The sequence below is a fragment of the Serratia sp. PL7 genome, assembly GCF_945957435.1.
On the sequence record NZ_CAMFLB010000004.1, the window covers coordinates 330581 to 355111 of the forward strand.

Genomic DNA, 24531 nt, shown 5'->3' on the forward strand with positions numbered 1-24531 from the left:
ATTACGCCGATAATTTTCATCAATGAAAGGGGAGGGCGTAATCATGAAAGCTTTCTTATCCAAACAGTTCTATCAGCGCTATTTCAGCGCGGTGCGCCGTCAACGCGCCGACTGGCTGAGCGTGGTGCCCGAACAGGCGCGGCTGGCGATGCTGGCACACCTGACGCAATGGGACATCAAAGAGATGACCGATAAGCAATATCGCGAGCACCTGTAGGGGCTGCGGCAACAAGTTTCTGAGTAATGGTGCTGTTTCACCAGCCAGTGGGGCAACCCACTGGTTTTTTTATGCATGGACATGGCGATGCGCTTGCATTTTTCTTGCCGTGGCCTAAGGTTCTTTCTTCTGCTTTGAGGTCAGGGAAGACGATATGCAACGCCTGAGCCGGTTGTCACTGCGCATTAACCCCATCTTTGCCGCATTCCTACTGATCGCTTTTCTCTCCGGCATCGCCGGCGCATTGCTGACGCCGACGCTCAGCCTGTTTCTGACCACCGAAGTTAAGGTGCGGCCGCTGTGGGTCGGGCTGTTTTACACCGCCAACGCGGTGGCCGGCATCGTCGTCAGCTTCCTGCTGGCCAAACGTTCCGACACCCGCGGCGATCGCCGCAGGCTGATCCTGCTGTGCTGCCTGATGGCGGTCGGTAACTGCCTGTTGTTCGCCTTTAACCGCGACTACCTGACGCTGATCACCGCCGGGGTGCTGATGTCCGCCGTTGCCAACACCGCCATGCCGCAGATCTTCGCGCTGGCGCGGGAATATGCCGATAGCGAGGCGCGTGAAGTGGTGATGTTCAGCTCGGTGATGCGCGCCCAGCTTTCGCTGGCGTGGGTGATCGGCCCGCCGCTGTCGTTTGCGTTGGCGCTGAACTACGGATTCACCGTGATGTTCCTGATCGCCGCCGCCACCTTCGCGGTTTGCGTGCTGCTGGTGGGGTTTATGCTGCCTTCGGTGCCGCGCGCGGCGGAAAATGAGGGGCTGCAGGGTGGGGTGTCTGCGCCGATCGCGCCCGCCAGTGCCTGGCGCAATCGCGACGTGCGGCTGCTGTTCATCGCCTCAATGCTGATGTGGACCTGCAACACCTTGTATATCATCGATATGCCGCTGTATATCACCGCCGATCTCGGCCTGCCGGAAGGGTTGGCCGGGGTGTTGATGGGCACCGCCGCCGGGCTGGAGATCCCGGCGATGCTGCTGGCCGGTTACTACGTCAAACGTTTCGGCAAGCGCAACATGATGCTGCTGGCGGTGGTGGCAGGCGTGCTGTTTTACCTCGGGCTGACGGTACTGGAGAGCAAGCCGGCCCTGATCGCGCTGCAGCTGCTCAACGCGGTGTTTATCGGTATCGTCGCCGGTATCGGCATGCTCTATTTTCAGGATTTGATGCCGGGCCGACCGGGCGCCGCCACCACGCTGTTCACCAACAGCATCTCGACCGGGGTGATCCTGGCCGGGGTGCTGCAGGGCGCGCTGGTGGAGAACCTCGGTCATGGCTCGGTGTATTGGATGGCGGCGCTGTTGGCGCTGGCGGCGCTCGGGATGAGCGCCAAAGTGCGTGAAGTGTGAGGTTAAACGACGGCATTCTTGATGCAAGTCATTGAGAAGGCTGAAGCGGACGCCCAAGCTGAAGGCATATGGAGCGCGATCGTTGCGCCCACGCCCGTCTCGCTATTGAGATGCCGCCTTGTTGTTTAGAACAGTGGGAACGTTATGGATAAACTCACACCGCTCAAACCGCTTCCTTCCCTGTGCGCCCTCGCCGCCACGCTGATTATCTGGTTCCTCATTCCCGTGCCGGAGGGCGTTGCGCCCAACGCCTGGCAGCTGCTGGCGCTGTTTATCGGCACCATCATCGCCATTATCGGCAAAGCGATGCCGATTGGCGCGGTCTCGGTGATCGCCATCGCCCTGGTGGCGGTGACCGGCGTCACTAATCCCGGCAAGCCGGGGGCCGCGCTGGACGATGCGCTCAGCGGTTTTTCCAACCAGCTGATCTGGCTGATCGGCTTTTCGATCATGATCTCCCTCAGCCTGAACAAAACCGGGCTGGGCGCGCGCATCGGCTACTATTTTATTTCGCTGTTCGGCAAAAAAACGCTGGGCATCGCCTATGCGCTGACGCTGGCGGAAACCACGCTGGCGCCGGTGACGCCGAGCAACACCGCGCGCGGCGGCGGCATCATTCACCCGATCATGAAATCGATCGCCGACAGTTTCGGTTCAAAACCGGAGCTCAATACCTCCGGCAAGATCGGCCGCTACCTGTCGCTGGTGAACTACAACATCAACCCGGTCACCTCGGCGATGTTTATCACCGCCACTGCGCCTAACCCGTTGATCGTCAGCCTGATCGCCAAAGGCACCCATGGCAGCTTCGAGCTGTCCTGGTCGATGTGGGCGATTGCCGCCCTGGTACCTGGGCTGTGTTCGCTGCTCGTGATGCCGCTGGTCATCTACCTGCTGTATCCGCCGGAGGTGAAAAGCACCCCGGACGCGCCGCGCTTCGCGCGCGAAAAACTGCAGGCGTTGGGGCCGGTGACGCTGCCGGAAAAAATTACCCTCGGGGTGTTCGCGCTGTTGCTGATACTGTGGGCCGGCATTCCGGCGATGATCTTCGGCCCGGCGCTGGCGGTCAATCCCACCACCGCGGCGCTGATCGGCCTGGCGGTGTTGCTGGCCACTGGCGTGCTGAGCTGGGAGGATGTGCTGAAGCATAAAGGGGCCTGGGACACCGTGGTGTGGTTCTCGGCGCTGGTGATGATGGCCAGTTTCCTCGGCAAGCTGGGGCTGATCGGCTGGCTGTCGCAGACCGTGGGCAACGGCATTGACCATATGGGTATGAGCTGGGTGGGCGGTACGATCTTGCTGACTCTCATCTACTTGTATTCGCACTATTTCTTCGCCAGCACCACCGCACACGTGACGGCGATGTTCGCCGCCTTCTTCGCCGCCGGCATCGCGCTTGGCGCGCCACCGGCGCTGCTGGGCCTGATCCTGGCGTTTTCTTCTTCGCTGATGATGTCGCTGACGCATTACGGCACCGGCACCGCGCCGATCATCTTTGGCTCCGGCTATGTGACGCTGGGAGAATGGTGGAAAGCGGGATGGGTGATGAGTGTGGTTAACCTGCTGATCTGGATGCTGATCGGCGGGGCGTGGTGGAAGCTGCTGGGCTACTGGTGAGGAAAAAATTCACCCGCCGGGCGGCGGGTGAAGGGGATTAATTCAGAAACGCCGGCTGCTGCGCTTCGTAGCGGGAGATGTCCGCTTCGTGCTGCAGCGTCAGGCCGATGCTGTCCAGCCCGTTGATCATGCAGTGGCGGCGGAAGCTGTCGATTTCGAACGGATAGCTTTTGCCGCCGGCGTTGACCGTCTGGTTCTCCAGATCCACCACGAACTCCGTCCCTTCGTTGGCGTCTACCAGTTTGAACAGCTCATCCACCTGCTGCTCGCTCAGCGTTACCGGCAACAGCTGGTTGTTAAATGAGTTGCCGTAGAAGATATCGGCGAAGCTCGGCGCGATCACCACTTTGAACCCGTAGTCGGTCAGCGCCCAAGGGGCGTGTTCGCGCGAGGAGCCGCAGCCGAAGTTCTCCCGCGCCAACAGGATGCTGGCACCTTTATAGCGCGGTTTGTTCAGCACGAACGCCGGGTTCGGTTGCTGGCCGGCATCGTCGAGGAAGCGCCAGTCGTTGAACAGATGCTGGCCGAAACCGGTGCGGGTGACCTTCTGTAAGAACTGCTTGGGAATAATGGCGTCGGTGTCGACGTTGGCCGCATCCAAAGGCACCACTAAGCCGGTATGTTGAGTAAATTTAGCCACGTTAGCCCCTTAGTGAATATCACGGATGTCGGCGAAGTGACCGGCGACGGCGGCCGCGGCGGCCATCGCCGGGCTGACCAGGTGGGTGCGCCCACCGCGGCCCTGACGCCCTTCGAAATTACGGTTGCTGGTGGATGCGCAGCGCTCGCCCGGATTCAGACGGTCGTTGTTCATTGCCAGACACATTGAGCAACCCGGCAAACGCCATTCGAAACCGGCTTCGATAAAGATTTTGTCCAACCCTTCGGCTTCCGCCTGGGCCTTCACCGGGCCGGATCCCGGCACCACGATGGCCTGCACGCCGCTGGCGACCTTGCGCCCCTTGGCGATCGCCGCCGCCGCGCGCAGATCTTCGATGCGTGAGTTGGTGCAGGAGCCGATGAACACTTTGTCGATCGGCACGTCGGTCAATTTGATGCCCGGTTTCAAATCCATGTAGGCCAGCGCTTTCTCGGCGGAGGCGCGCTCGACCGGATCGTTGAACGATTCCGGCGCCGGGATCGCCTGATTGACGGCGATCACCTGGCCGGGGTTGGTGCCCCAGGTGACCTGCGGTGCGATCTCTTCGGCGCGCAGCGTCACCACGGTATCGAACTGGGCGTCGGCGTCGGACTTCAACGTGCGCCAGTAAGCGACCGCCTGCTCCCAGTTTTCGCCGGTTGGCGCGAACTGGCGCCCTTTCAGGTAGGCGAAGGTGGTGTCGTCCGGCGCCACTAAGCCGGCTTTGGCGCCCATTTCGATCGCCATGTTGCACAGGGTCATGCGGCCTTCCATGCTCAACGCTTCGATCGCTTTGCCGCAGAACTCCACCACGTGGCCGGTGCCGCCGGCGCTGCCGGTTTTGCCGATCACCGCCAGCACGATGTCTTTGGCGGTGATGCCCTCGGCGGCGTCGCCGGTGACTTCAATCTTCATGGTTTTGGCCCGGCCCTGCTTCAGGGTTTGGGTCGCCAGCACATGTTCCACTTCGGAGGTGCCGATGCCGAACGCCAGCGAGCCGAAAGCGCCGTGGGTGGCGGTGTGCGAGTCGCCGCAGACGATGGTCATGCCCGGCAGCGTCATGCCTTGCTCAGGCCCGATCACGTGCACGATGCCCTGGAAGGGGTGATTCAGGTCATACAACGAAACGCCGAATTCCGCGCAGTTCTTGATCAACTCCTGCATCTGGATACGTGCCATCTCGCCGCTGGCGTTGATGTCTTTGGTCTGGGTCGACACGTTGTGATCCATGGTGGCGAAGGTTTTGCCGGGCTGGCGTACCTTGCGGCCCATGGCGCGCAGGCCGTCGAACGCCTGCGGCGAGGTGACTTCGTGCACCAGGTGACGGTCGATATACAGCAACGGCGTTTCGTTCGGCGCTTCGTATACCACGTGGGCGTCGTACAGCTTCTGATATAAGGTCTTGGCCATGTTATGCCCCCTGAGCTACAAAGCGAGCGATGATGTCGCCCATTTCATCGGTGCTGACGGCTTTGCCGTCACCGGCCAGATCGGCGGTGCGGTAGCCCTGTTCCAACGCCTGGTTGATGGCGCGCTCCACGGCGTCGGCCGCTTCATCGGCGCCCAGGCTGTAACGCAGCAGCAGGGTGGCGGACAGGATCTGCGCAATTGGGTTGGCGATGCCTTTGCCTGCAATATCCGGCGCGGAACCGCCCGCCGGCTCGTACAGGCCGAAGCCTTGCTCGTTCAGGCTGGCGGATGGCAACATGCCCATCGAGCCGGTGATCATCGCGCATTCGTCGGACAGGATGTCGCCGAACAGGTTGGAGCACAGCAGCACGTCGAATTGGGACGGATCCTTGATCAGCTGCATGGTGGCGTTGTCGATATACATGTGCGACAGCGACACGTCCGGGTAATCCTTGGCAACCTGATTGACCACTTCACGCCACAGGATGGAGCTTTGCAGTACGTTGGCCTTGTCGATCGACGTCACCTTGTGGCGGCGCTTGCGGGCGGATTCGAAGGCGATGCGTGCGATGCGTTCAATCTCGAAACGGTGATACACCTCGGTATCGAAAGCGCGCTCCTGCATGCCCTGGCCTTCGCGGCCCTTCGGTTGGCCGAAGTAGATGCCACCGGTCAGTTCGCGCACGCACAGAATGTCGAAGCCGCGGGCGGCGATGTCGGCGCGCAGCGGGCAGAATGCCTCCAGCCCTTGATACAGGCGGGCCGGGCGCAGGTTGCTGAACAGTTTGAAGTGCTTGCGCAGCGGCAACAGCGCGCCGCGTTCCGGCTGCTCGGCCGGCGGTAGGTGTTCCCATTTCGGGCCGCCCACCGAGCCGAACAGGATGGCGTCGGCCTGCTCGCAGCCGGCGACGGTCGCCGCCGGCAACGGGCTGCCGTGGCGATCGATGGCGATGCCGCCGACGTCGTACTCGGCGGTGGTGATGCGAATATCAAAGCGTTGACGCACCGCGTCCAATACTTTGCGCGCCTGAGCCATTACTTCCGGGCCGATGCCGTCTCCGGGCAAGACGGCAATGTGATAAGTCTTCGTCATGTTCACACCGTTTCCTGATTATTTTGATGTTTGTTTTGCTGCAGGCGCTGCTTTTCTTTTTCTACCTGCTGTGAGCGCCAAATATTGTTCAACACGTGCACCATTGCCTTGGCAGAGGATTCGACGATGTCGGTCGCCAGGCCTACGCCGTGGAAGCGGCGGCCGTTGTAAGAGACGACGATATCCACCTGGCCCAGCGCGTCGCGGCCATGGCCCTTGGCGGTCAACTGGTACTTCACCAGCTCGATCGGGTAATCGGTGATGCGATTGATCGCCTGATAGACCGCATCGACCGGGCCGTTGCCGGTGGCGGCTTCGGCTTTCTCTTCGCCGCCGCAGATCAGTTTCACCGAGGCGGTGGCCATGATGCTGCTGCCGGACTGCACGCTGAAGTAGCCCAGGCTGAAGTGCTCCGGCTCTTCCTGCTGTTTATTGATGAAGGCCAGCGCCTCCAGGTCATAGTCGAACACCTGGCCTTTTTTGTCGGCCAGCTTCAGGAAGGCGGCATACAGGGTATCCAGGTTGTAGTCCTGCTCCTGGTAGCCCATCTCTTCCATGCGGTGTTTCACCGCCGCGCGGCCGGAGCGGGAGGTCAGGTTCAACTGCACGTCCTTCAGGCCGATCGACTGCGGGGTCATGATTTCGTAGTTTTCGCGGTTCTTCAGCACGCCGTCCTGGTGAATGCCGGAGGAATGGGCGAAGGCGTTGGCGCCGACGATCGCCTTGTTGGCCGGAATCGGCATGTTGCACAGCTGGCTGACGATCTGGCTGGTGCGGAAGATTTCCTGATGATTGATGTTGGTGTGCACGTTCATGATGTCCTGACGCACTTTAATCGCCATGATCACCTCTTCCAGTGAACAGTTGCCGGCGCGCTCACCGATGCCGTTCAGGGTGCCTTCCACCTGACGGGCGCCGGCCTGGACCGCGGCAATGGAGTTGCCGACCGCCATGCCCAAATCGTCGTGGCAGTGTACGGAAATGATGGCTTTGTCGATGTTCGGCACGCGGTCATACAAGGTGGTGATGATGCCGCCGAACTGGTTCGGCGTGGTGTAGCCGACGGTGTCCGGAATATTGATGGTGGTGGCGCCGGCGTTGATGGCGGCTTCGACCACGCGGCACAGATTGTCGATCGGCGTGCGGCCGGCGTCTTCACAGGAGAACTCTACGTCGTCGGTGTAGTTGCGGGCGCGTTTGACCGAGCGCACCGCCATCTCCAACACTTCGTCGAACGAGCGCTTCAGCTTCGATTCGATATGCAGGGTGGAGGTGGCCAGGAACACGTGGATGCGGAACGCTTCGGCGACGCGCAGCGCTTCGGCGGCCACGTCGATGTCTTTGTCCACGCAGCGGGCCAGGCCGCAGACGCGACTGTTCTTGATCTGGCGCGCGATGGTTTGCACCGATTCGAAGTCGCCCGGCGAAGAGACCGGGAAGCCGACTTCCATCACGTCAACGCCCATTCTTTCCAGCGCCAGCGCAATCTGAATCTTCTCTTTTACGCTCAGGCTGGCCTGCAATGCCTGTTCGCCGTCACGCAGCGTGGTATCGAAAATAATGACTTGTTGGCTCATCGGTGCATTCCTTATCGTGTTGATTTCACGCTAAGCGGGCAAAAAAAAACCCGCGCAGTAGCGCGGGTTTCTTATGGGTGATCGGCTGAATCAGCTCCGAACTTCATCCACAGGCATACCGCGCAAACAAGATGCGTTGAGTAGTAGGCCTAGTAGACGGTGGGTACGGATCATAAGGGTTCAGCTTCTCTTAAATTGGGTGTCTGCCTAATTTGATACGTGATTGGCCTGGCGATGTCAACACCTGATTGAATGCGGGGACAATGCACCGGCTAAGTGGCCAAACAGAGGAACATTCGGTAAAAATGCGGTGCTCTAGAGAAAAAGTGGGGCGCAGTTTGCGCGTTGCTTAGCATAAACGAATCGAATAGAGACTGCGCTAATTGCTTCTGGATTTTGTTGGGTTAAGATTTGTGATGAAAATTAAGAGAGATTAATCACGGGAGGCAACAAAATAACATTTTTAATTCAAATGATTGAAATTGGATTCATATGATTAATTGATTGTTTTAGTCATAATATAACAAAATAATGCGATTTTACACAAAGTGAGCGGTGTTTTTAGATGGTTTGATTGCTTATGATGTGTTTTTATAGTTTGTCTCATACAGTGCGGTTACGTTGTTTAATTGTATTAATCATTGTTAATACCTAATTGTTGGTACCACCCAGGTAGCATTCTTCCTGCTGACGGGATAAGTGACTGACATGCATTCCATATACGACTTATATCGTGTCGATAACACGAGGTTTTTTATCGGCTCATGACGGTAATAGCAGGATTTGTCGTGCAAAGATAAGACAATGCGGCGTTTCATTGTTTTTCGAGCATAAGGATTAGATTATCTACACAGGATTTAGTGGAGTGAAATATGGCTGAATATGATTCAGAAATCGCCATGGTCAAAGAGCCGGCGGACATCCATTTGCGCAGCGTCGATCTTAATTTGCTGACGGTGTTTGACGCCGTGATGCAAATGCAAAATATTACGCGAGCCGCTAATTCGTTGGGGATGTCGCAGCCGGCGGTGAGTAACGCGGTGGCGCGCCTGAAGGTGATGTTCAACGATGAACTGTTTGTGCGCTGCGGGCGCGGGATCCAGCCCACTATGCGCGCCAGGCAGCTGTTCGGGCCGGTGCGGCAAGCGCTGCAGCTGGTGCAAAATGAGTTGCCGGGATCTGAGTTTGAGCCGCTGACCAGCACGCGAGCGTTCTCCTTGTCGCTGTGCAGCCCGCTCGATTTACGTCTGGGCGCCGGAATAATCAATCACGTCAAACAGATCGCGCCGCAGCTTAACCTGCAAATAAAGTCATACATTAACAATAATATCGAACATCAATTGCGTTATCAGGACGTCGAGTTTGTCATCGGCTACAGCCGTTTCGAGTCGGCGGAGTTTCGCAGCCTGGCAATGTTCGACGACGAATTAGTGCTGGCGGTCGCGCAGGCGCACCCGCGAATAGGGGAGGAGGTGACGCCGGAGAAAATGTTGGCCGAACAGCACGCGGCAGTTTCTCTGGAAAGTTTTGGTTCTTTCAGTAAACCTTTTTATTTAGAGGAACCGATGCTGCGCACCGTGACACAACAGTGCACGGATCTCTACAGCGTGTTGAATATGGTGTCGCAAACGGACATGGTGGCGATTGCGCCCGCCTGGCTGGTGCGGCAACAGACGGAAGCGTTGAAAATAAAGTCGGTTCCTTTATGTGGCAACGATAATAAAGCCACTTGCTATCTCTCCTGGCATGAATCCTCCGAGCGGGATAAAGGCCACCAGTGGATGAAATCCGTTCTGATTGAGGCCGGTAACCCAAAGTAACGCGATAAAAAATGGGGTCATACAAAAATAATATTCAACTGAGCGTTTTTTTCTCATGATAAAAGCTAAGAACTATCTGGGTTTTTATTAAGATGTTTCTTGGTTTTGCGGCGATAAAATAACTTATTTTCAGGGTGGGTTGGTTCGTTTACCAAAAATAATTAATATAAATTAATATTCTGATTTTTACTTTTCGGCTGGTATTTTAAACTAATTCGATGCGGCGGCCCGGATGGGCCGCGTTTTATTGCTGCCACCCAACCTTTTCCTTCCCGTTCTGTCCAACCCATGAAAGCACAAAAGCCGGCCTGAGTTTTGGCTCACACTTCTACGCTGAAATCACTTTTCCCTCTGCCTGAGAGTAGGTAGACTGCGCGGAAAAAAGTAAACACGTGTAAGCTGAGATGAGGGCCGCAAGGCGTCGTTCAGGCTTAACTGTATGATTCATTTCAGGCTTAGAGCACTATGATCACTAATCTGCTGCAATACCATCTTATCCATCGTATACAGCATCAAATCACCCATCGAGCCGATCGCACAGCTTTTCGCCAATGGTCGCCCAACGGCGAGTTTCAACTGACCTGGGGAGAGGCTGCCACCCGCATCGATCGCATTGCCGCCGGGCTGTTGGCCCTTGGGGCCGAAGTGCAAGAGCGCATAGGTATATTCGCCAATAACGGCATAGCCTGGTCGTTGGCCGATCTCGCTATCCTGCATCTGCGCGGCGTCAGCGTGCCGCTGTATTCCACCAATACGCCGGCGCAGGCGGCATTTGTCATCAACGACGCCGACATCCGTATACTGTTCGTCGGCGAGCAGGCGCAGCTTGACGCCGCCATCGCGCTGCGCGGCGTTTGCCCACAGCTGCGCCATATTATCGTGTTTGACGAGGATGCCGATCTGCGCGGCTGCGAGATCGCACAGCATCTGAGCGCCTTCGAGCGTGCCGCCGATCCGGCGGCTTTTATCGTTCAACGTCGGCAGCGCATTGAAGAGTGCGACCTTCAGGATCTCTTCACCCTGATCTATACCTCGGGCACCACCGGTGAGCCTAAGGGGGTGATGCTGGACTACCGCAATCTGGCGGCGCAGCTCTACCTGCATGATGAAAGGCTGACGGTCGGCGAAGAAGATGTGTCGCTCAGTTTCCTGCCGCTGTCGCACGTGTTCGAGCGTGCCTGGAGCTTCTTTGTGATGCATTCCGGCGCGCAGAACGTCTTCCTGCCGAACACCGACTGGGTGCGGGAAGCGATGGGGCAGGTCCGCCCGACGCTGATGTGCGCGGTACCGCGTTTCTACGAGAAGATTTTCAGCGCGGTGCATGAAAAAGTGGCGCGGGCCCCTTGGCTGCGCCGCGCGCTGTTCCACTGGGCGATCGTCTGCGGGGAGCGCAAGTTCCTGCAGGAGCGGGCCGGCAAACCGTTGGGCAAACTGTTCGAACTCTCCCATCGCTGGGCCGACAAGCTGGTATTGAGCAAGCTGCGCGGTATCCTCGGCGGCCGGGTGCGCTTTCTACCGGCGGCGGGTGCCAAGCTGGATGACAATGTGATCCTGTTCTTCCAGGCGATGGGCGTCAACATCAAGTACGGCTACGGCATGACCGAAACCTGTGCGACCGTCTCCTGTTGGGAAGAGGGGCATTTCCGTTTCGGCTCCATCGGCAAACCGCTGCCGGAGGTCGAGGTGCGCATCGGTGAAGAAAATGAAATCCAGGTGCGAGGGCCGATCGTGATGCGCGGCTATTTCAACAAGCCATTGGAAACCGCCGCGACCTTTACCGCAGACGGCTGGCTGAAAACCGGCGATGCCGGGGCGATCGATGAAGAGGGCAATCTGTTCATCACCGAGCGCCTGAAGGATTTGATGAAAACCTCCGGCGGCAAATACATCGCGCCGCAGATGCTGGAAGGTACGCTGGCGCAGGACCGTTTTATCGAACAGGTGGCGATCATCGCCGATGCGCGCAAGTTCGTTTCCGCGCTGATCGTGCCGTGCTTTGAGTCGCTGGAAGAGTACGCGAAGTCAGTCAACCTGAAGTACCAAGATCGTCTGGAACTGCTGCGCAACGGTGAAATTCTCGAGATGTTCGAAAAGCGTCTGCGCGAGATGCAAAAGGAGCTGGCGCGCTTCGAACAGGTGAAGAAGTTCACTCTGCTGCCGGCGGCCTTTTCCATGGAGCTGGGAGAGCTGACGCCAACGCTGAAGCTGCGCCGCAAAGTGATCCTGCAGCGCTATCAGCGTGAAATCGACTCAATGTACCAGGAACAGGCTTGACGCTGCCGCCGGATCGCGCGTCCGGCGAAAAAAACGGCATATACCTCGCCTGATTTAGTTCTGTAATTTTCCCTCTGTTCGAAACAATGCCTAGCCTGACGCCTCTGGGGCTAGCGCATTGTTTTTATAAAGCCGCGATCTCCAGCCGCTTGGCAATAACCCCGCCGCCGTTAAGCCATTTTGCCGTTTGCCTGCCCCATCTTCTGACGTTATGTTAATTCGATAGCGACAACCCATAAAAATTTAGGGGCATTGCCCCGCAGCAGGCGCTACGTTCCGGCGCCAGAGAAGAATAAGCAAGCCTGGAGGCAAACCCATGGAGATGTTGTCAGGAGCCGAGATGGTCGTCCGATCGTTGATCGATCAGGGCGTTAAGCATGTATTCGGCTATCCCGGCGGGGCGGTGCTCGATATCTACGACGCCCTGCATACGGTCGGAGGGATCGATCATATTCTGGTGCGCCACGAGCAAGGTGCGGTGCACATGGCCGACGGTTACGCGCGCGCCACCGGTGAAGTGGGCGTGGTGTTGGTGACCTCCGGCCCCGGCGCCACCAATGCCATTACCGGTATTGCCACCGCCTATATGGATTCGATCCCGATGGTGGTGCTGTCGGGACAAGTGCCCAGCTCGCTGATCGGCTACGACGCCTTCCAGGAGTGCGATATGGTGGGGATTTCGCGTCCGGTGGTGAAGCACAGCTTCCTGGTAAAACGCACCGAAGACATCCCGGCGGTGTTGAAGAAGGCCTTTTACCTGGCCTCCAGCGGCCGCCCCGGCCCGGTAGTGATCGATCTGCCGAAAGATATTGTCGGTCCGGCGGTGCGGATGCCTTATGCCTACCCGCAGGACGTGAGCATGCGTTCTTATAACCCGACGGTGCAGGGCCACCGCGGGCAGATCAAACGCGCGTTACAAACCATTCTGGCGGCCAAAAAGCCGGTGATGTACGTCGGCGGCGGCGCGATCAACGCCGGTTGTGAAGCTGAATTACTGTCGTTGGCGGAGCAGCTGAACCTGCCGGTAACCAGCAGCCTGATGGGATTGGGCGCTTTCCCCGGCACCCATCGTCAGAGCGTCGGTATGCTCGGCATGCACGGAACCTATGAAGCCAACAAAACCATGCACCATGCCGACGTGATCTTCGCCGTAGGCGTGCGCTTCGACGATCGCACCACCAACAATCTGGCTAAATACTGCCCGGACGCCACCGTGCTGCACATTGATATCGATCCGACTTCGATCTCCAAAACGGTGGACGCCGATATTCCGATCGTCGGCGATGCCAAGCAGGTGTTGGTTCAAATGCTGGAGCTGCTGGCGCAGGATGAGAAAGCGCAGGATCACGATGCGCTGCGCGACTGGTGGCAGTCTATCGAGCAGTGGCGTGCCCGCGACTGCCTGGGTTACGACAAGCACAGCGGCACCATCAAGCCGCAGGCGGTGATCGAAACCCTGCACCGCCTGACCAAAGGCGACGCCTACGTCACCTCGGACGTGGGCCAGCACCAGATGTTCGCCGCGCTCTATTATCCGTTCGACAAACCGCGCCGCTGGATCAACTCCGGCGGCCTCGGCACCATGGGCTTCGGCCTGCCGGCGGCATTGGGCGTCAAGCTGGCGCTGCCGGAAGAAACCGTGGTGTGCGTGACCGGCGACGGCAGCATTCAGATGAATATTCAGGAGCTGTCCACTGCGCTGCAATATAACCTGCCGGTGGTGGTGGTGAACCTCAATAACCGTTATCTGGGCATGGTGAAGCAGTGGCAGGACATGATTTATTCCGGCCGCCATTCGCAGTCTTACATGGATTCGCTGCCGGACTTCGTCAAGCTGGCCGAGGCTTACGGCCATGTCGGCATCGCCATCCGCACGCCGGATGAGCTGGAAAGTAAGCTGGCGCAGGCGCTGGCGGAAAAAGAGCGGCTGGTGTTCGTCGACGTGACCGTCGATGAAACCGAACATGTTTACCCGATGCAGATCCGCGGCGGAAGCATGGACGAAATGTGGCTTAGCAAAACGGAGAGGACCTGATCATGCGCCGTATTTTATCTGTCTTGCTGGAAAACGAATCCGGCGCCTTGTCGCGCGTGGTCGGGCTGTTCTCCCAGCGCGGTTATAACATTGAAAGCCTGACGGTGGCGCCGACCGACGATCCGACGCTGTCGCGCATGACTATCCAGACCGTCGGCGACGAGAAAGTGCTGGAGCAGATTGAGAAACAGCTGCACAAGCTGGTGGACGTGCTGCGCGTCAGCGAGCTGGTGCAAGGCGCTCACGTCGAGCGCGAGATCATGCTGGTGAAGCTGCAGGCCAGCGGTTATGGCCGTGAAGAGGTGAAACGCTGCGCCGACATTTTCCGCGGCCAGATCGTCGATGTGACGGCGACGCTGTACACGGTACAGCTGGCCGGCACCAGCGACAAGCTCGACGCCTTCCTGAGCGCGGTGCGTGAAGTGGCGGAGATTGTGGAAGTGGCGCGTTCCGGCGTGGTCGGCGTGTCGCGCGGCGACAAAATCATGCGCTGAGCGCGGTTTAGTGGCGAATAATCGGGGCGCGGCATGGCTGCGCCCTTTGTTTTTCGGCATTTTTTTGCCCAATTGCTGGCACCTTTCGGCAAAAGCGGTTGCTAGGTAGTGTTTTCTGCTGTTAGATCGCAGAGGCTGGATTGAATAACCGCACGGGATGTCATGGTTAATCCGAGCACAGCCTTCACTTCTATTTTCAGCGTCATTAAGGGGTTAATGTGAAACTGGATGAAATCGCGCGTCTCGCGGGCGTTTCGCGCACGACGGCCAGTTATGTCATCAACGGCAAGGCGAAGCAGTATCGTGTCAGCGATAAAACCGTCGAGAAAGTGATGGCCGTGGTCAGGGAGCATAACTACCACCCGAATGCCGTCGCGGCAGGGCTGCGCGCTGGGCGCACCCGTTCTATCGGTCTGGTGATCCCGGATCTGGAAAATACCAGCTATACCCGTATCGCCAACTACCTGGAGCGTCAGGCGCGCCAGCGTGGTTATCAATTGCTGATCGCCTGCTCCGAAGATCAGCCGGACAACGAAATGCGCTGTATCGAGCACTTGCTGCAGCGTCAGGTGGACGCCATCATCGTTTCCACCGCCTTGCCGCCGGAGCACCCCTTCTATCAACGCTGGGCCAACGATCCGCTGCCGATCATCGCACTGGACCGCGCGTTGGATCGCGAGCATTTCATCAGCGTCGTCGGGGCCGACGAGGAAGATGCCTTTGCGCTGGCGCAGGAGCTGCGCACCTTCCCGGCGGAGTCGGTACTGTACCTGGGCGCCTTGCCGGAGCTTTCGGTCAGCTTCCTGCGTGAGCAGGGCTTCCGTCAGGCCTGGCAAGAGGATCCTCGCCATGTCGATTATCTGTACGCCAACAGCTATGAGCGTGAGGCCGCCGGCGCGCTGTTTGCCGAATGGCTGAAAACGCACCCGATGCCGCAGGCGCTGTTCACCACGTCGTTCTCTTTATTGCAGGGCGTGATGGACGTGACGCTGAAGCAACGCGGCCGTTTGCCGACCGATCTGGCGATTGCCACCTTCGGCGACCATGAGCTGTTGGATTTTCTGGAGTGCCCGGTGCTCGCGGTAGCGCAGCGCCATCGCGACGTGGCCGAACGCGTGCTGGAGCTGGTGTTGGCCAGCCTGGACGAACCGCGTAAACCCAAACCGGGACTGACGCGGATCCGCCGTAATCTGTTCCGCCGCGGTAGCCTGAGCCGCAAATAGGCCGCTCTACAGGAGCCCGCGTTGTCGGGCTCCTGGTTTAGACGTAACCCGCGACCCGAAACAGCCGTCGGCAATATTCCAGGAAATAGCCATACACCACGCCCATCGCCATGGAGACCAGCGCATTGCTGGTCACCGCCGCCAGCATTTGTTGGCCGTCGGCGCCCACGCTCCACAGAATGGCGGCATAAACCGGCGACTGGAAACTGACGTAAGCCAGCAGATCGGCGAGGTTGCGCAGTAGGAATTGGCCGCGTGGGCAGCGGCGTGCCGTGCGGATAAACAGATCGCGATAGCGGCCGTAAGGCCAGGCGATCAGGATGTTGACCGGGATCGACAGCAGGCGCGAAGAGAGGGATTGCTGGAAGCTCATGCCGGAGATCAACACTTCTATCGCCATGCCGGCGATAAAGCAGTACACCACCAGTGCGAACGTATCGGCAGCGGCGCTACGCCAGTGAGGGGCGGGCGAAAGCATGCACTCTCTCCTTTTTTTGGTTAATGTTCTGTTAAATTATTTATTTGCAGTTGTTAGTTCTGGTTTTTTGCGCTTCATATAGTGTACTAATCTGTATTGTGTTTTTTAACTGGATTTAAATTTTTATTTTTAACATTTGTTCGGTTTTTGTCCCGCAGAACAGGGGCACTGGATGGGACAGGGAGATTAAAATCGGTGAATTTAAATAAATTCATTAAAAACATGCAGTTGCGATTTTTGGTGTTTGAAGAGGTTTTTTTCCGGCAAAAATTGTGGAAATAAAGGTGTAAGAAAATGAAACCATAATTGTAAACAGGTATTTTGGGAATAATCTTACCAAATTGATTTAAATCGAAATTACTTCTGCTCGTAATATCCGAGCCATTTATTTTTATCGTGCTCTCATCATGGCGGGACAAATTGAAGTAAAATAGCGCGCAGTTTCACGGTGAATAACGATTGAGCGTTATTAACTCAAGGGGTTATGGCCTTATTCTTCGGTCGATTCGCCAGGCGCTGAGCCTTGGCGGGCGCGGGGCGGCAGCGGTTACAGCCCTGAGATTGCCGAGCTGAAAAATGAGACATGGCTTGCAGAAGGAAGTAATGAGTTAATTAATCGCCAGTTCGTCAGGTTTTTAATCAGATTCTTTCCGCTTAGAAAATTCTCTCCGTTTATCATGGTGTTAATTTTTAATCGTCGAATAATCAGAGTTTCTTTCGCGAGTCAGCTCCCAAAATGACCAGAGAAATATTGCCAAAGCGCTGGCGCTCTGGCTTGACAAGGTTTTCATACCCTCCGTAAACTCCATTGTGTGGGAATTTGTGGGGTAAAGTGGTGAAAACGGTCACTAAGGGGTAGCTCAGGAATGTTCCGTGGAGCGACGATGGTCAACCTCGACAGCAAAGGGCGGCTCGCCGTACCTACCCGATATCGGGAATTGCTCAACGAGGAATCGCAAGGCCAAATGGTCTGTACCATTGACCTCCATCAGCCCTGCCTGCTGCTTTATCCTTTGCCCGAATGGGAAATTATTGAACAAAAATTATCACGTCTGTCGAGCATGAATCCCGCCGAGCGCCGCGTTCAGCGCCTGCTGTTGGGGCATGCCAGTGAGTGTCAGATGGATAGTGCCGGTCGTTTGCTGCTTGCCAATACGCTGCGGCAACACGCCGGGCTCACAAAAGAAGTGATGCTGGTCGGTCAGTTCAACAAGTTTGAACTGTGGGATGAACAGACCTGGTATCAACAAGTCAAGGATGATATTGACGCTGAACAGTCGACTCAGGAACCGTTGTCTGAGCGGCTACAGGACTTGTCGCTATAAGCATGTTGGAAAACTATAAACACACCACCGTCCTGCTGGACGAAGCCGTCAACGGCCTCAACATCCGCAGCAACGGCATATATATCGACGGTACTTTTGGTCGCGGTGGCCATTCTCGTCTGATTCTGTCCCAGCTGGGGCCGGAAGGGCGCTTGCTGGCAATTGACCGTGACCCTCAGGCGATTGCAGCCGCCAAATCTATTGAAGATCCTCGTTTTACCATCGTACACGGCCCATTTTCCGAGTTGTCGCACTATGTGCGGGAGCGCGAACTGGTCGGCAAGATCGACGGCGTTCTGCTCGATCTGGGCGTTTCCTCGCCGCAGCTTGACGACGCAGAGCGCGGGTTCTCCTTTATGCGCGACGGTCCGCTGGACATGCGCATGGATCCGTCCACCGGCCTGTCCGCCGCGGATTGGCTGATGAAGGCCGAGGCGGACGATATCGCCTGGGTGCTGAAAACCTTTGGCGAAGAGCGTTTCGCCAAGCGCATCGCACGCGCCATCGTCGAAAGAAACCGCGTGGAGCCGATGACGCGCACCAAAGAGTTGGCGGATCTGATTGCCGATGCCAGCCCGTTCCGTGAAAAGCACAAGCATCCGGCGACGCGCAGCTTCCAGGCGATCCGCATCTATATCAACAGCGAGCTGGAAGAGATCGAGCGTGCGCTCGACGGCGCGCTGGAAGTGCTGGCCCCACAGGGCCGTTTGTCGATCATAAGTTTCCATTCGCTGGAAGACCGCATCGTCAAACGCTTTATGCGTCACCACAGCCGCGGCGCTCAGGTGCCGGCGGGCATTCCGTTGACCGAAGAGCAACTGCGCAGCATGGGCGGACGAACGCTGAAAGCGCTGGGCAAAATGATGCCGTCGGAAGCGGAAGTGGCGGACAACCCGCGTGCGCGCAGCTCGGTGCTGCGTATTGCTGAGAGGATGCCCGCGTGATCGGCAACGAACGTCACGGCCTGGTCGGGGTGATTGGCGGCGATCTGCTGCGCAACGCCAAGATCCCCATGATTTTACTGATTGCGTCACTGGTCTCCGCGGTTTTCGTGGTGACCACCGCGCACCGCACCCGCCTGCTGACCGCCGAGCGCGAACAGCTGGTTCTGGAGCGTGATGCGCTGGATATCGAGTGGCGCAACCTGATTTTAGAAGAGAACGCCCTCGGCGATCACAGCCGGGTTGAACGTATCGCGACAGAAAAACTGCAGATGCAACATGTTGATCCATCGCAGGAAAATATCATCGTTAAACAATGAATGGTTTAACCGGAATAATGACACGGAGTAGAAAGGAAACGCATGAAAGCAGCGCGCCCCGGTAAGTTGAGACGCCAGGAAGATCAGGCCAGCTTTGTCAGCTGGCGTTTTGCGTTGCTGTGCGGCTGCATTTTGCTGGCGATGGTTGGCCTGATGCTGCGCGTCGCGTACCTGCAGGTCATCAACCCCGATCGTCTGGTGAAAGAAGGCGACATGCGTTCGCTGCGCGTGCAGGAAGTGCCGACCGCGCGGGGCATGATCAGCGATCGCGCCGGCCGTCCGTTGGCGGTCAGCGTGCCGGTCAATGCGGTGTGGGCGGATCCGAAAGAGCTGAACGAGCGCGGCGGCATCACGCTGGACAGCCGTTGGAAAGCGCTTTCCGATGCGCTCAACATCCCGCTGGACCAGCTTTCCAACCGCATCAACGCCAACCCGAAAGGGCGCTTCGTTTATCTGGCTCGCCAGGTGAACCCGGCGATTGGCGACTACATCCACAAACTCAAGCTGCCGGGGATCTACCTGCGGCAGGAGTCGCGCCGGTACTACCCGGCGGGGCAGGTGACGTCGCACATCATCGGTGTGACCAACATCGACGGGCAAGGCATCGAAGGCGTCGAGAAGAGCTTCGACCGCTGGCTGACCGGGCAACCGGGCGAGAGAACGGTGCGTAAGGACCGCTTCGGCCGGGTGATCGAAGATATCTCCTCCGTCGACAGCCAGGCTGCGCACAACCTGGTGCTGAGCGTCGATGAGCGCCTGCAGGCGCTGGTGTATCGCGAGCTGAACAACGCGGTGGCGTTCAACAAGGCCGAATCGGGCACTGCGGTGCTGATCGACGTGAACACCGGCGAAGTGCTGGCGATGGCCAACAGCCCGTCTTACAACCCGAACAACATGGCCGGTACGCCGAAAGAGACCATGCGTAACCGTGCTATCACCGATATTTTTGAACCCGGTTCAACCGTGAAGCCGATGGTGGTGATGACCGCGCTGCAAAACGGCGTGGTGAGAGAAAACAGCGTGCTGAACACCATCCCGTATCGCATTCAGGGCCACGAGATCAAAGACGTGGCGCGGTACTCGGAGCTGTCATTGACCGGGATCTTGCAGAAGTCGAGTAACGTCGGTGTTTCAAAGCTGGCGTTAGCGATGCCGTCCTCAGCGTTAGTAGATACTTACTCTCGTTTTGGGCTGGGAAAAGCGACCAATTTGGGGCTGGTCGGAGAAAGCAGTGGCATATACCCAAAAAAACAACGGTGGTCTGACATAGAGAGGGCCACCTTCTCTTTCGGCTACGGGCTGATGGTAACTCCGTTACAGTTGGCGCGAGTCTATGCAACGATCGGCAGTCTGGGCGTGTATCGCCCATTGTCGATCACCAAGGTTGACCCTCCGGTCGCCGGCGAACGCGTTTTCCCTGAACCTCTGGTGCGCACCGTGGTGCACATGATGGAAAGCGTGGCCTTGCCGGGCGGCGGCGGCGTGAAAGCCGCCATCAAGGGATACCGTATCGCCATCAAAACCGGTACCGCGAAAAAAGTGGGCCCGGACGGCAAATACGTCAACCGATACATCGCTTATACCGCCGGCGTCGCGCCGGCAAGTAACCCCCGTTTTGCCCTGGTGGTCGTCATCAACGACCCGCAGGGTGGGAAATACTATGGTGGCGCAATCTCCGCGCCGGTGTTCGGCGCCATCATGGGCGGCGTATTGCGCACCATGAACGTCGAGCCTGACGCGTTGCCCACCGGTGACAAAAGCGAATTAGTGATTAACAAGAAAGAGGGTTCAGGTGGCAGATCGTAATTTGCGCGACTTACTCGCCCCGTGGGTGCCGACGGCGCCCGGGCGCGCGCTGCGGGAAATGACATTAGACAGCCGTGTGGCGGCTGCCGGGGATCTGTTTGTCGCCGTGGTTGGCCATCAAACGGATGGACGCCGCTATATTCCGCAGGCCATTGCGCAGGGCGTCGCCGCCGTGATCGCCGAAGCTGACGGTCAGGCCGAAGACGGCGCCATCGTTGAGATGCACGGCGTGCCGGTGATCTACCTGAGCCAACTGAACCAGCGCCTTTCCGCGCTGGCCGGGCGTTTTTACCACCAGCCGGGCGAGCGTCTGCGTCTGGTCGGCGTGACCGGCACCAACGGCAAAACCACCACTACGCAGCTGTTGGCGCAGTGGAGCCAACTGCTGGGCGAAACCAGCGCGGTGATGGGCACCGTCGGCAACGGCCTGCTGGGCCAGGTGTGTCCGACCGAGAATACCACCGGTTCTGCGGTGGATGTTCAACACGTATTAAACGAGTTGGCGGAACAGGGCGCGACCTTCGCCGCGATGGAAGTTTCTTCCCACGGTCTGGTGCAACACCGGGTGGCGGCGCTGCCGTTCGCCGCGGCGGTCTTCACCAACCTGAGCCGCGATCACCTGGATTACCACGGTGACATGGCCAATTACGAGGCGGCCAAATGGTCGCTGTTCGCCGCCCACAGCGTGGGGCAGGCGATCATCAACGCCGACGATGAAGTCGGTCAGCGCTGGCTCGGCAAGCTGCCGGATGCGGTGGCGGTGACGATGCAGGGCAACCTGCAGCCGGGCGGCCACGGCCGCTGGCTGAAAACCACGGCGGTCGATTATCACGACAACGGCGCCACCGTTCGTTTCAGCTCCAGCTGGGGCGACGGCGAGATCGAAAGCCGCCTGATGGGCGCTTTCAACGTCAGCAACCTGCTGTTGGCCTTGGCCACGCTGCTGTCGCTGGGCTATCCGCTGGAGGCGCTGGTGGAAACCGGCAGCCGTCTGCAGCCGGTCTGCGGCCGCATGGAAGTGTTTAACGCGCCGGGCAAACCGACGGTGGTGGTGGATTACGCCCACACGCCGGATGCGCTGGAGAAAGCGCTGGAAGCCGCGCGCTTGCACTGCCAGGGGCAGCTGTGGTGCGTCTTCGGCTGCGGCGGCGATCGCGACAAGGGCAAGCGTCCGCTGATGGGCGGTATTGCCGAGCAGTTCGCCGATCGCGTGGTGATCACCGATGACAACCCGCGTACCGAAGAGCCGCGCGCAATTATCAACGACATCCTGACCGGATTGCTGGACGCCGGGCAGGCGCTGGTGATCCACGGCCGCGCCGAAGCGGTAACCAGCGCCATCATGCAAGCGCAGGCGCAGGATGTGGTGTTGGTGGCGGGCAAGGGCCATGAAGATTATCAGCTGGTGGGCAACCGCCGCCTGGATTACTCCGACCGCACGACGGTCGCCCGACTGCTGGGGGTGCTGGCATGATCCCTGTCTCTCTTCAGACACTGGCTGAGGTATTGAGCGCTGAACCGATCGGCGCCGATTGCCAAATTGTCGAGGTGACGACAGACACCCGCAAGGTGACCGCCGGTTGCCTGTTTGTGGCGCTGAAAGGTGAGCGTTTCGACGCTCACGACTTCGCGGCGGATGCCGTAGCCGCAGGCGCCGGGGCATTGCTGGTCAGTAAGCGCTTATTGGTGGACGTGCCGCAGCTGGTGGTGGAAGACACCCGTTTGGCGCTGGGGCAGCTTGGCGCCTGGGTGCGTCAGCAGGTGCCGGCGCGCGTGGTGGCGCTGACCGGCTCCTCGGGCAAGACATCGGTGAAAGAAATGACCGCCGCCATTCTGCGTGAATGCGGCGAAGTGCTGTATACCGCCGGTAACTTCAATAACGACATCGGCGTGCCGCTGACGCTGTTGCGTCTGGAGCCGCAGCATGATTTTGCCGTGATAGAGCTGGGCGCTAACCACATTGGCGAAATCGCTTACACCACCGCATTGACGCGTCCGCAGACCGCTTTGGTGAATAACCTGGCGGCGGCGCACCTGGAAGGCTTCGGCTCGCTGGCCGGCGTCGCTCAGGCGAAAGGTGAAATCTTTACCGGCCTGCCGGCCGACGGCGTGGCGATCATCAACGCCGATAACAACGATTGGCCGCACTGGCAGAGCATGCTGGTCGGCAAAACCGTCTGGCGCTTCTCGCCGCAGGCCGCCGAAGGTGTGGACTTCTTCGCGGACAACGTGCGGGTGAATGGCGCAGGTACGCAGTTCACGCTGCACAGCCCGTTCGGCACCGCCGAGATCGCACTGCCGCTGCCGGGGCGCCACAACGTGGCCAACGCGCTGGCGGCCACGGCGCTGGCGATGTCGGTGGGCGCGACGCTCGAAGCGGTGCGTCAGGGGTTGAAACAATTGCAGGCGGTGCCGGGGCGCTTGTTCCCGGTGGCGCTGGCCGAAGGCAAGCTGCTGCTGGACGACAGCTATAACGCCAACGTCGGGTCGATGACCGCGGCGGCGCAGGTGCTGGCGGAAATGCCGGGCTACCGCGTGATGGTGGTCGGCGATATGGCCGAGCTGGGCGCAGAAGCGGAAGAGTGCCACCGTCAGGTGGGTGAAGCCGCCCGCCTGGCCGGGGTCGATAAAGTGATCAGCGTCGGCGGGTTGAGCCGCGTGCTGAGCGAAGCCTCCGGCAACGGCGAACATTATCAGGACAAGACAGCAGTGATCGCGCGCGTGGCGGAATTACTGTCGGAACATGCGGTCATCACCGTGTTAATCAAAGGTTCACGTAGTGCCGCAATGGAGCAGGTAGTACGCGCGTTACAGGAGAAAGCACCATGTTAGTTTGGCTGGCCGAACATTTGGTCAAGTATTACTCAGGCTTCAACGTCTTTTCTTATCTGACGTTCCGAGCCATTGTCAGCCTGCTGACCGCGCTGTTCCTGTCGCTGTGGATGGGCCCGCGGGTGATCAAGCGTCTGCAAGAAATGTCCTTCGGTCAGGTGGTGCGCAACGACGGCCCCGAGTCGCACTTCAGCAAGCGCGGCACGCCGACCATGGGCGGCATCATGATCCTGACCTCCATCACCATTTCGGTGCTGATGTGGGCCTACCCGTCCAACCCGTATGTCTGGTGCGTGCTGTTTGTGCTGGTGGGTTACGGCATCGTCGGCTTCGTTGACGACTACCGCAAGGTGGTGCGTAAGGACACCAAAGGGCTGATCGCCCGCTGGAAGTATTTCTGGCAATCGGTGATTGCGCTGATTGTCGCATTCGCCATGTACGCCGTAGGAAAAGACACGCCAGCCACCGAGCTGGTTGTGCCGTTCTTTAAGGACGTGATGCCGCAGCTGGGCCTGCTGTACATCCTGCTGGCCTATTTCGTCATCGTCGGCACCAGCAACGCGGTTAACCTGACCGACGGCCTGGACGGCCTGGCGATCATGCCGACGGTATTCGTGGCGGCCGGCTTCGCGCTGGTGGCCTGGGCGACCGGTAATATGAACTTCGCCAACTACCTGCACATTCCGTATCTGCGTCATGCCGGTGAGTTGGTGATCGTGTGTACCGCCATCGTCGGTGCCGGCCTCGGCTTCCTGTGGTTCAACACCTACCCGGCTCAGGTGTTTATGGGCGACGTCGGTTCGCTGGCGCTGGGCGGCGCGCTGGGCACCATCGCGGTGCTGCTGCGCCAGGAGTTTTTGTTGGTGATCATGGGCGGCGTGTTTGTGGTAGAGACGCTGTCGGTGATCCTGCAGGTGGGATCGTTCAAGCTGCGCGGACAACGCATTTTCCGCATGGCGCCGATTCACCACCACTATGAATTGAAAGGCTGGCCGGAGCCGCGCGTGATCGTGCGCTTCTGGATCATTTCGCTGATGCTAGTGCTGATTGGCCTGGCAACGCTGAAGGTGCGTTAATC

General features: G+C 58.6%; 20 protein-coding genes. 15 read left to right on the top strand and 5 right to left on the bottom strand.

Annotated features, from left to right (window positions below):
* Positions 1 to 43 precede the first annotated feature (43 nt).
* The 3 genes from sgrT to N6G83_RS21770 all read left to right on the top strand — a co-directional run bounded on the left by sgrT (position 44) and on the right by N6G83_RS21770 (position 3185).
* Entirely contained in the window at positions 44 to 217 is a 174-nt protein-coding gene (gene sgrT / locus N6G83_RS21760; protein ID WP_071826098.1) for a glucose uptake inhibitor SgrT, read from the top strand.
* Between the two features lie 154 nt (positions 218 to 371).
* Positions 372 to 1568 (top strand): sugar efflux transporter, encoded by a 1197-nt coding sequence (locus N6G83_RS21765; protein WP_060434222.1) that lies wholly within the window; start codon positions 372 to 374, stop codon positions 1566 to 1568.
* 144 nt (positions 1569 to 1712) lie between these two features.
* Entirely contained in the window at positions 1713 to 3185 is a 1473-nt protein-coding gene (locus tag N6G83_RS21770; protein ID WP_025301557.1) for a DASS family sodium-coupled anion symporter, read from the top strand.
* A 37-nt stretch (positions 3186 to 3222) separates the two neighbouring features.
* Here N6G83_RS21770 and leuD read toward each other — a convergent pair whose 3' ends face one another.
* From leuD to leuA, 4 genes are read right to left on the bottom strand one after another with little or no spacing between them, the layout of a single operon-like run.
* The gene (gene leuD, locus N6G83_RS21775) at positions 3223 to 3825 is read right to left on the bottom strand and encodes a 3-isopropylmalate dehydratase small subunit (RefSeq protein ID WP_004932829.1); all 603 of its coding nucleotides are present in this window, start codon (positions 3823 to 3825) and stop codon (positions 3223 to 3225) included.
* Between the two features lie 9 nt (positions 3826 to 3834).
* A complete protein-coding gene (leuC, locus tag N6G83_RS21780; protein ID WP_025301558.1) occupies positions 3835 to 5235 on the bottom strand; it encodes a 3-isopropylmalate dehydratase large subunit in 1401 nt (466 codons plus the stop codon).
* 1 nt (position 5236) lies between these two features.
* Positions 5237 to 6328, bottom strand: coding sequence for a 3-isopropylmalate dehydrogenase (gene leuB / locus N6G83_RS21785; RefSeq protein ID WP_025159635.1), 1092 nt, complete (start codon positions 6326 to 6328; stop codon positions 5237 to 5239).
* A gap of 2 nt (positions 6329 to 6330) precedes the next feature.
* Positions 6331 to 7905, bottom strand: a complete 1575-nt coding sequence (leuA, locus tag N6G83_RS21790) for a 2-isopropylmalate synthase (RefSeq protein ID WP_033641848.1) — start codon at positions 7903 to 7905, stop codon at positions 6331 to 6333.
* Positions 7906 to 8777: 872 nt separating this feature from the next.
* On the opposite strand from leuA, the gene leuO reads away from it, so the two are divergent.
* From leuO to cra, 5 genes are all read left to right on the top strand, one after another.
* The gene (gene leuO / locus N6G83_RS21795; RefSeq protein ID WP_025301560.1) at positions 8778 to 9725 is read left to right on the top strand and encodes a transcriptional regulator LeuO; all 948 of its coding nucleotides are present in this window, start codon (positions 8778 to 8780) and stop codon (positions 9723 to 9725) included.
* Positions 9726 to 10190: 465 nt separating this feature from the next.
* Complete coding sequence (locus N6G83_RS21800) at positions 10191 to 11999, top strand: AMP-dependent synthetase/ligase (RefSeq protein WP_025301561.1); 1809 nt, start codon at positions 10191 to 10193, stop codon at positions 11997 to 11999.
* Positions 12000 to 12315: 316 nt separating this feature from the next.
* Positions 12316 to 14034: an acetolactate synthase 3 large subunit gene (gene ilvI, locus N6G83_RS21805; protein WP_043135936.1), complete on the top strand. Its 1719-nt coding sequence runs from the start codon at positions 12316 to 12318 to the stop codon at positions 14032 to 14034.
* A gap of 2 nt (positions 14035 to 14036) precedes the next feature.
* Positions 14037 to 14528, top strand: a complete 492-nt coding sequence (gene ilvN, locus N6G83_RS21810; protein ID WP_004932806.1) for an acetolactate synthase small subunit — start codon at positions 14037 to 14039, stop codon at positions 14526 to 14528.
* A gap of 218 nt (positions 14529 to 14746) precedes the next feature.
* A complete protein-coding gene (gene cra / locus N6G83_RS21815) occupies positions 14747 to 15751 on the top strand; it encodes a catabolite repressor/activator (protein ID WP_025301563.1) in 1005 nt (334 codons plus the stop codon).
* A 37-nt stretch (positions 15752 to 15788) separates the two neighbouring features.
* Here cra and N6G83_RS21820 read toward each other — a convergent pair whose 3' ends face one another.
* A complete protein-coding gene (locus tag N6G83_RS21820) occupies positions 15789 to 16229 on the bottom strand; it encodes an L-alanine exporter AlaE (protein WP_025301564.1) in 441 nt (146 codons plus the stop codon).
* An 866-nt stretch (positions 16230 to 17095) separates the two neighbouring features.
* Between N6G83_RS21820 and mraZ the strand changes: the two genes are divergently transcribed.
* The 7 genes from mraZ to mraY are packed head-to-tail and all read left to right on the top strand — an operon-like array spanning position 17096 to position 24529.
* On the top strand, positions 17096 to 17554 hold the full coding sequence (gene mraZ, locus N6G83_RS21825; protein WP_025159638.1) for a division/cell wall cluster transcriptional repressor MraZ: 459 nt from the start codon (positions 17096 to 17098) through the stop codon (positions 17552 to 17554).
* Between the two features lie 2 nt (positions 17555 to 17556).
* Positions 17557 to 18498: a 16S rRNA (cytosine(1402)-N(4))-methyltransferase RsmH gene (gene rsmH, locus N6G83_RS21830; protein ID WP_025301565.1), complete on the top strand. Its 942-nt coding sequence runs from the start codon at positions 17557 to 17559 to the stop codon at positions 18496 to 18498.
* Positions 18495 to 18815 (top strand): cell division protein FtsL, encoded by a 321-nt coding sequence (gene ftsL, locus N6G83_RS21835; protein ID WP_025301566.1) that lies wholly within the window; start codon positions 18495 to 18497, stop codon positions 18813 to 18815. Before rsmH ends, ftsL begins: the two co-directional genes overlap by 4 nt.
* A 42-nt stretch (positions 18816 to 18857) precedes the next feature.
* Positions 18858 to 20621: a peptidoglycan glycosyltransferase FtsI gene (locus N6G83_RS21840; protein ID WP_004932790.1), complete on the top strand. Its 1764-nt coding sequence runs from the start codon at positions 18858 to 18860 to the stop codon at positions 20619 to 20621.
* On the top strand, positions 20608 to 22095 hold the full coding sequence (gene murE, locus N6G83_RS21845; RefSeq protein ID WP_049204795.1) for a UDP-N-acetylmuramoyl-L-alanyl-D-glutamate--2,6-diaminopimelate ligase: 1488 nt from the start codon (positions 20608 to 20610) through the stop codon (positions 22093 to 22095). Before N6G83_RS21840 ends, murE begins: the two co-directional genes overlap by 14 nt.
* Entirely contained in the window at positions 22092 to 23453 is a 1362-nt protein-coding gene (murF, locus tag N6G83_RS21850) for a UDP-N-acetylmuramoyl-tripeptide--D-alanyl-D-alanine ligase (protein WP_025301568.1), read from the top strand. Before murE ends, murF begins: the two co-directional genes overlap by 4 nt.
* Complete coding sequence (gene mraY / locus N6G83_RS21855) at positions 23447 to 24529, top strand: phospho-N-acetylmuramoyl-pentapeptide-transferase (protein ID WP_004932782.1); 1083 nt, start codon at positions 23447 to 23449, stop codon at positions 24527 to 24529. The genes murF and mraY overlap by 7 nt, the downstream gene beginning before the upstream one ends.
* Positions 24530 to 24531 lie beyond the last annotated feature (2 nt).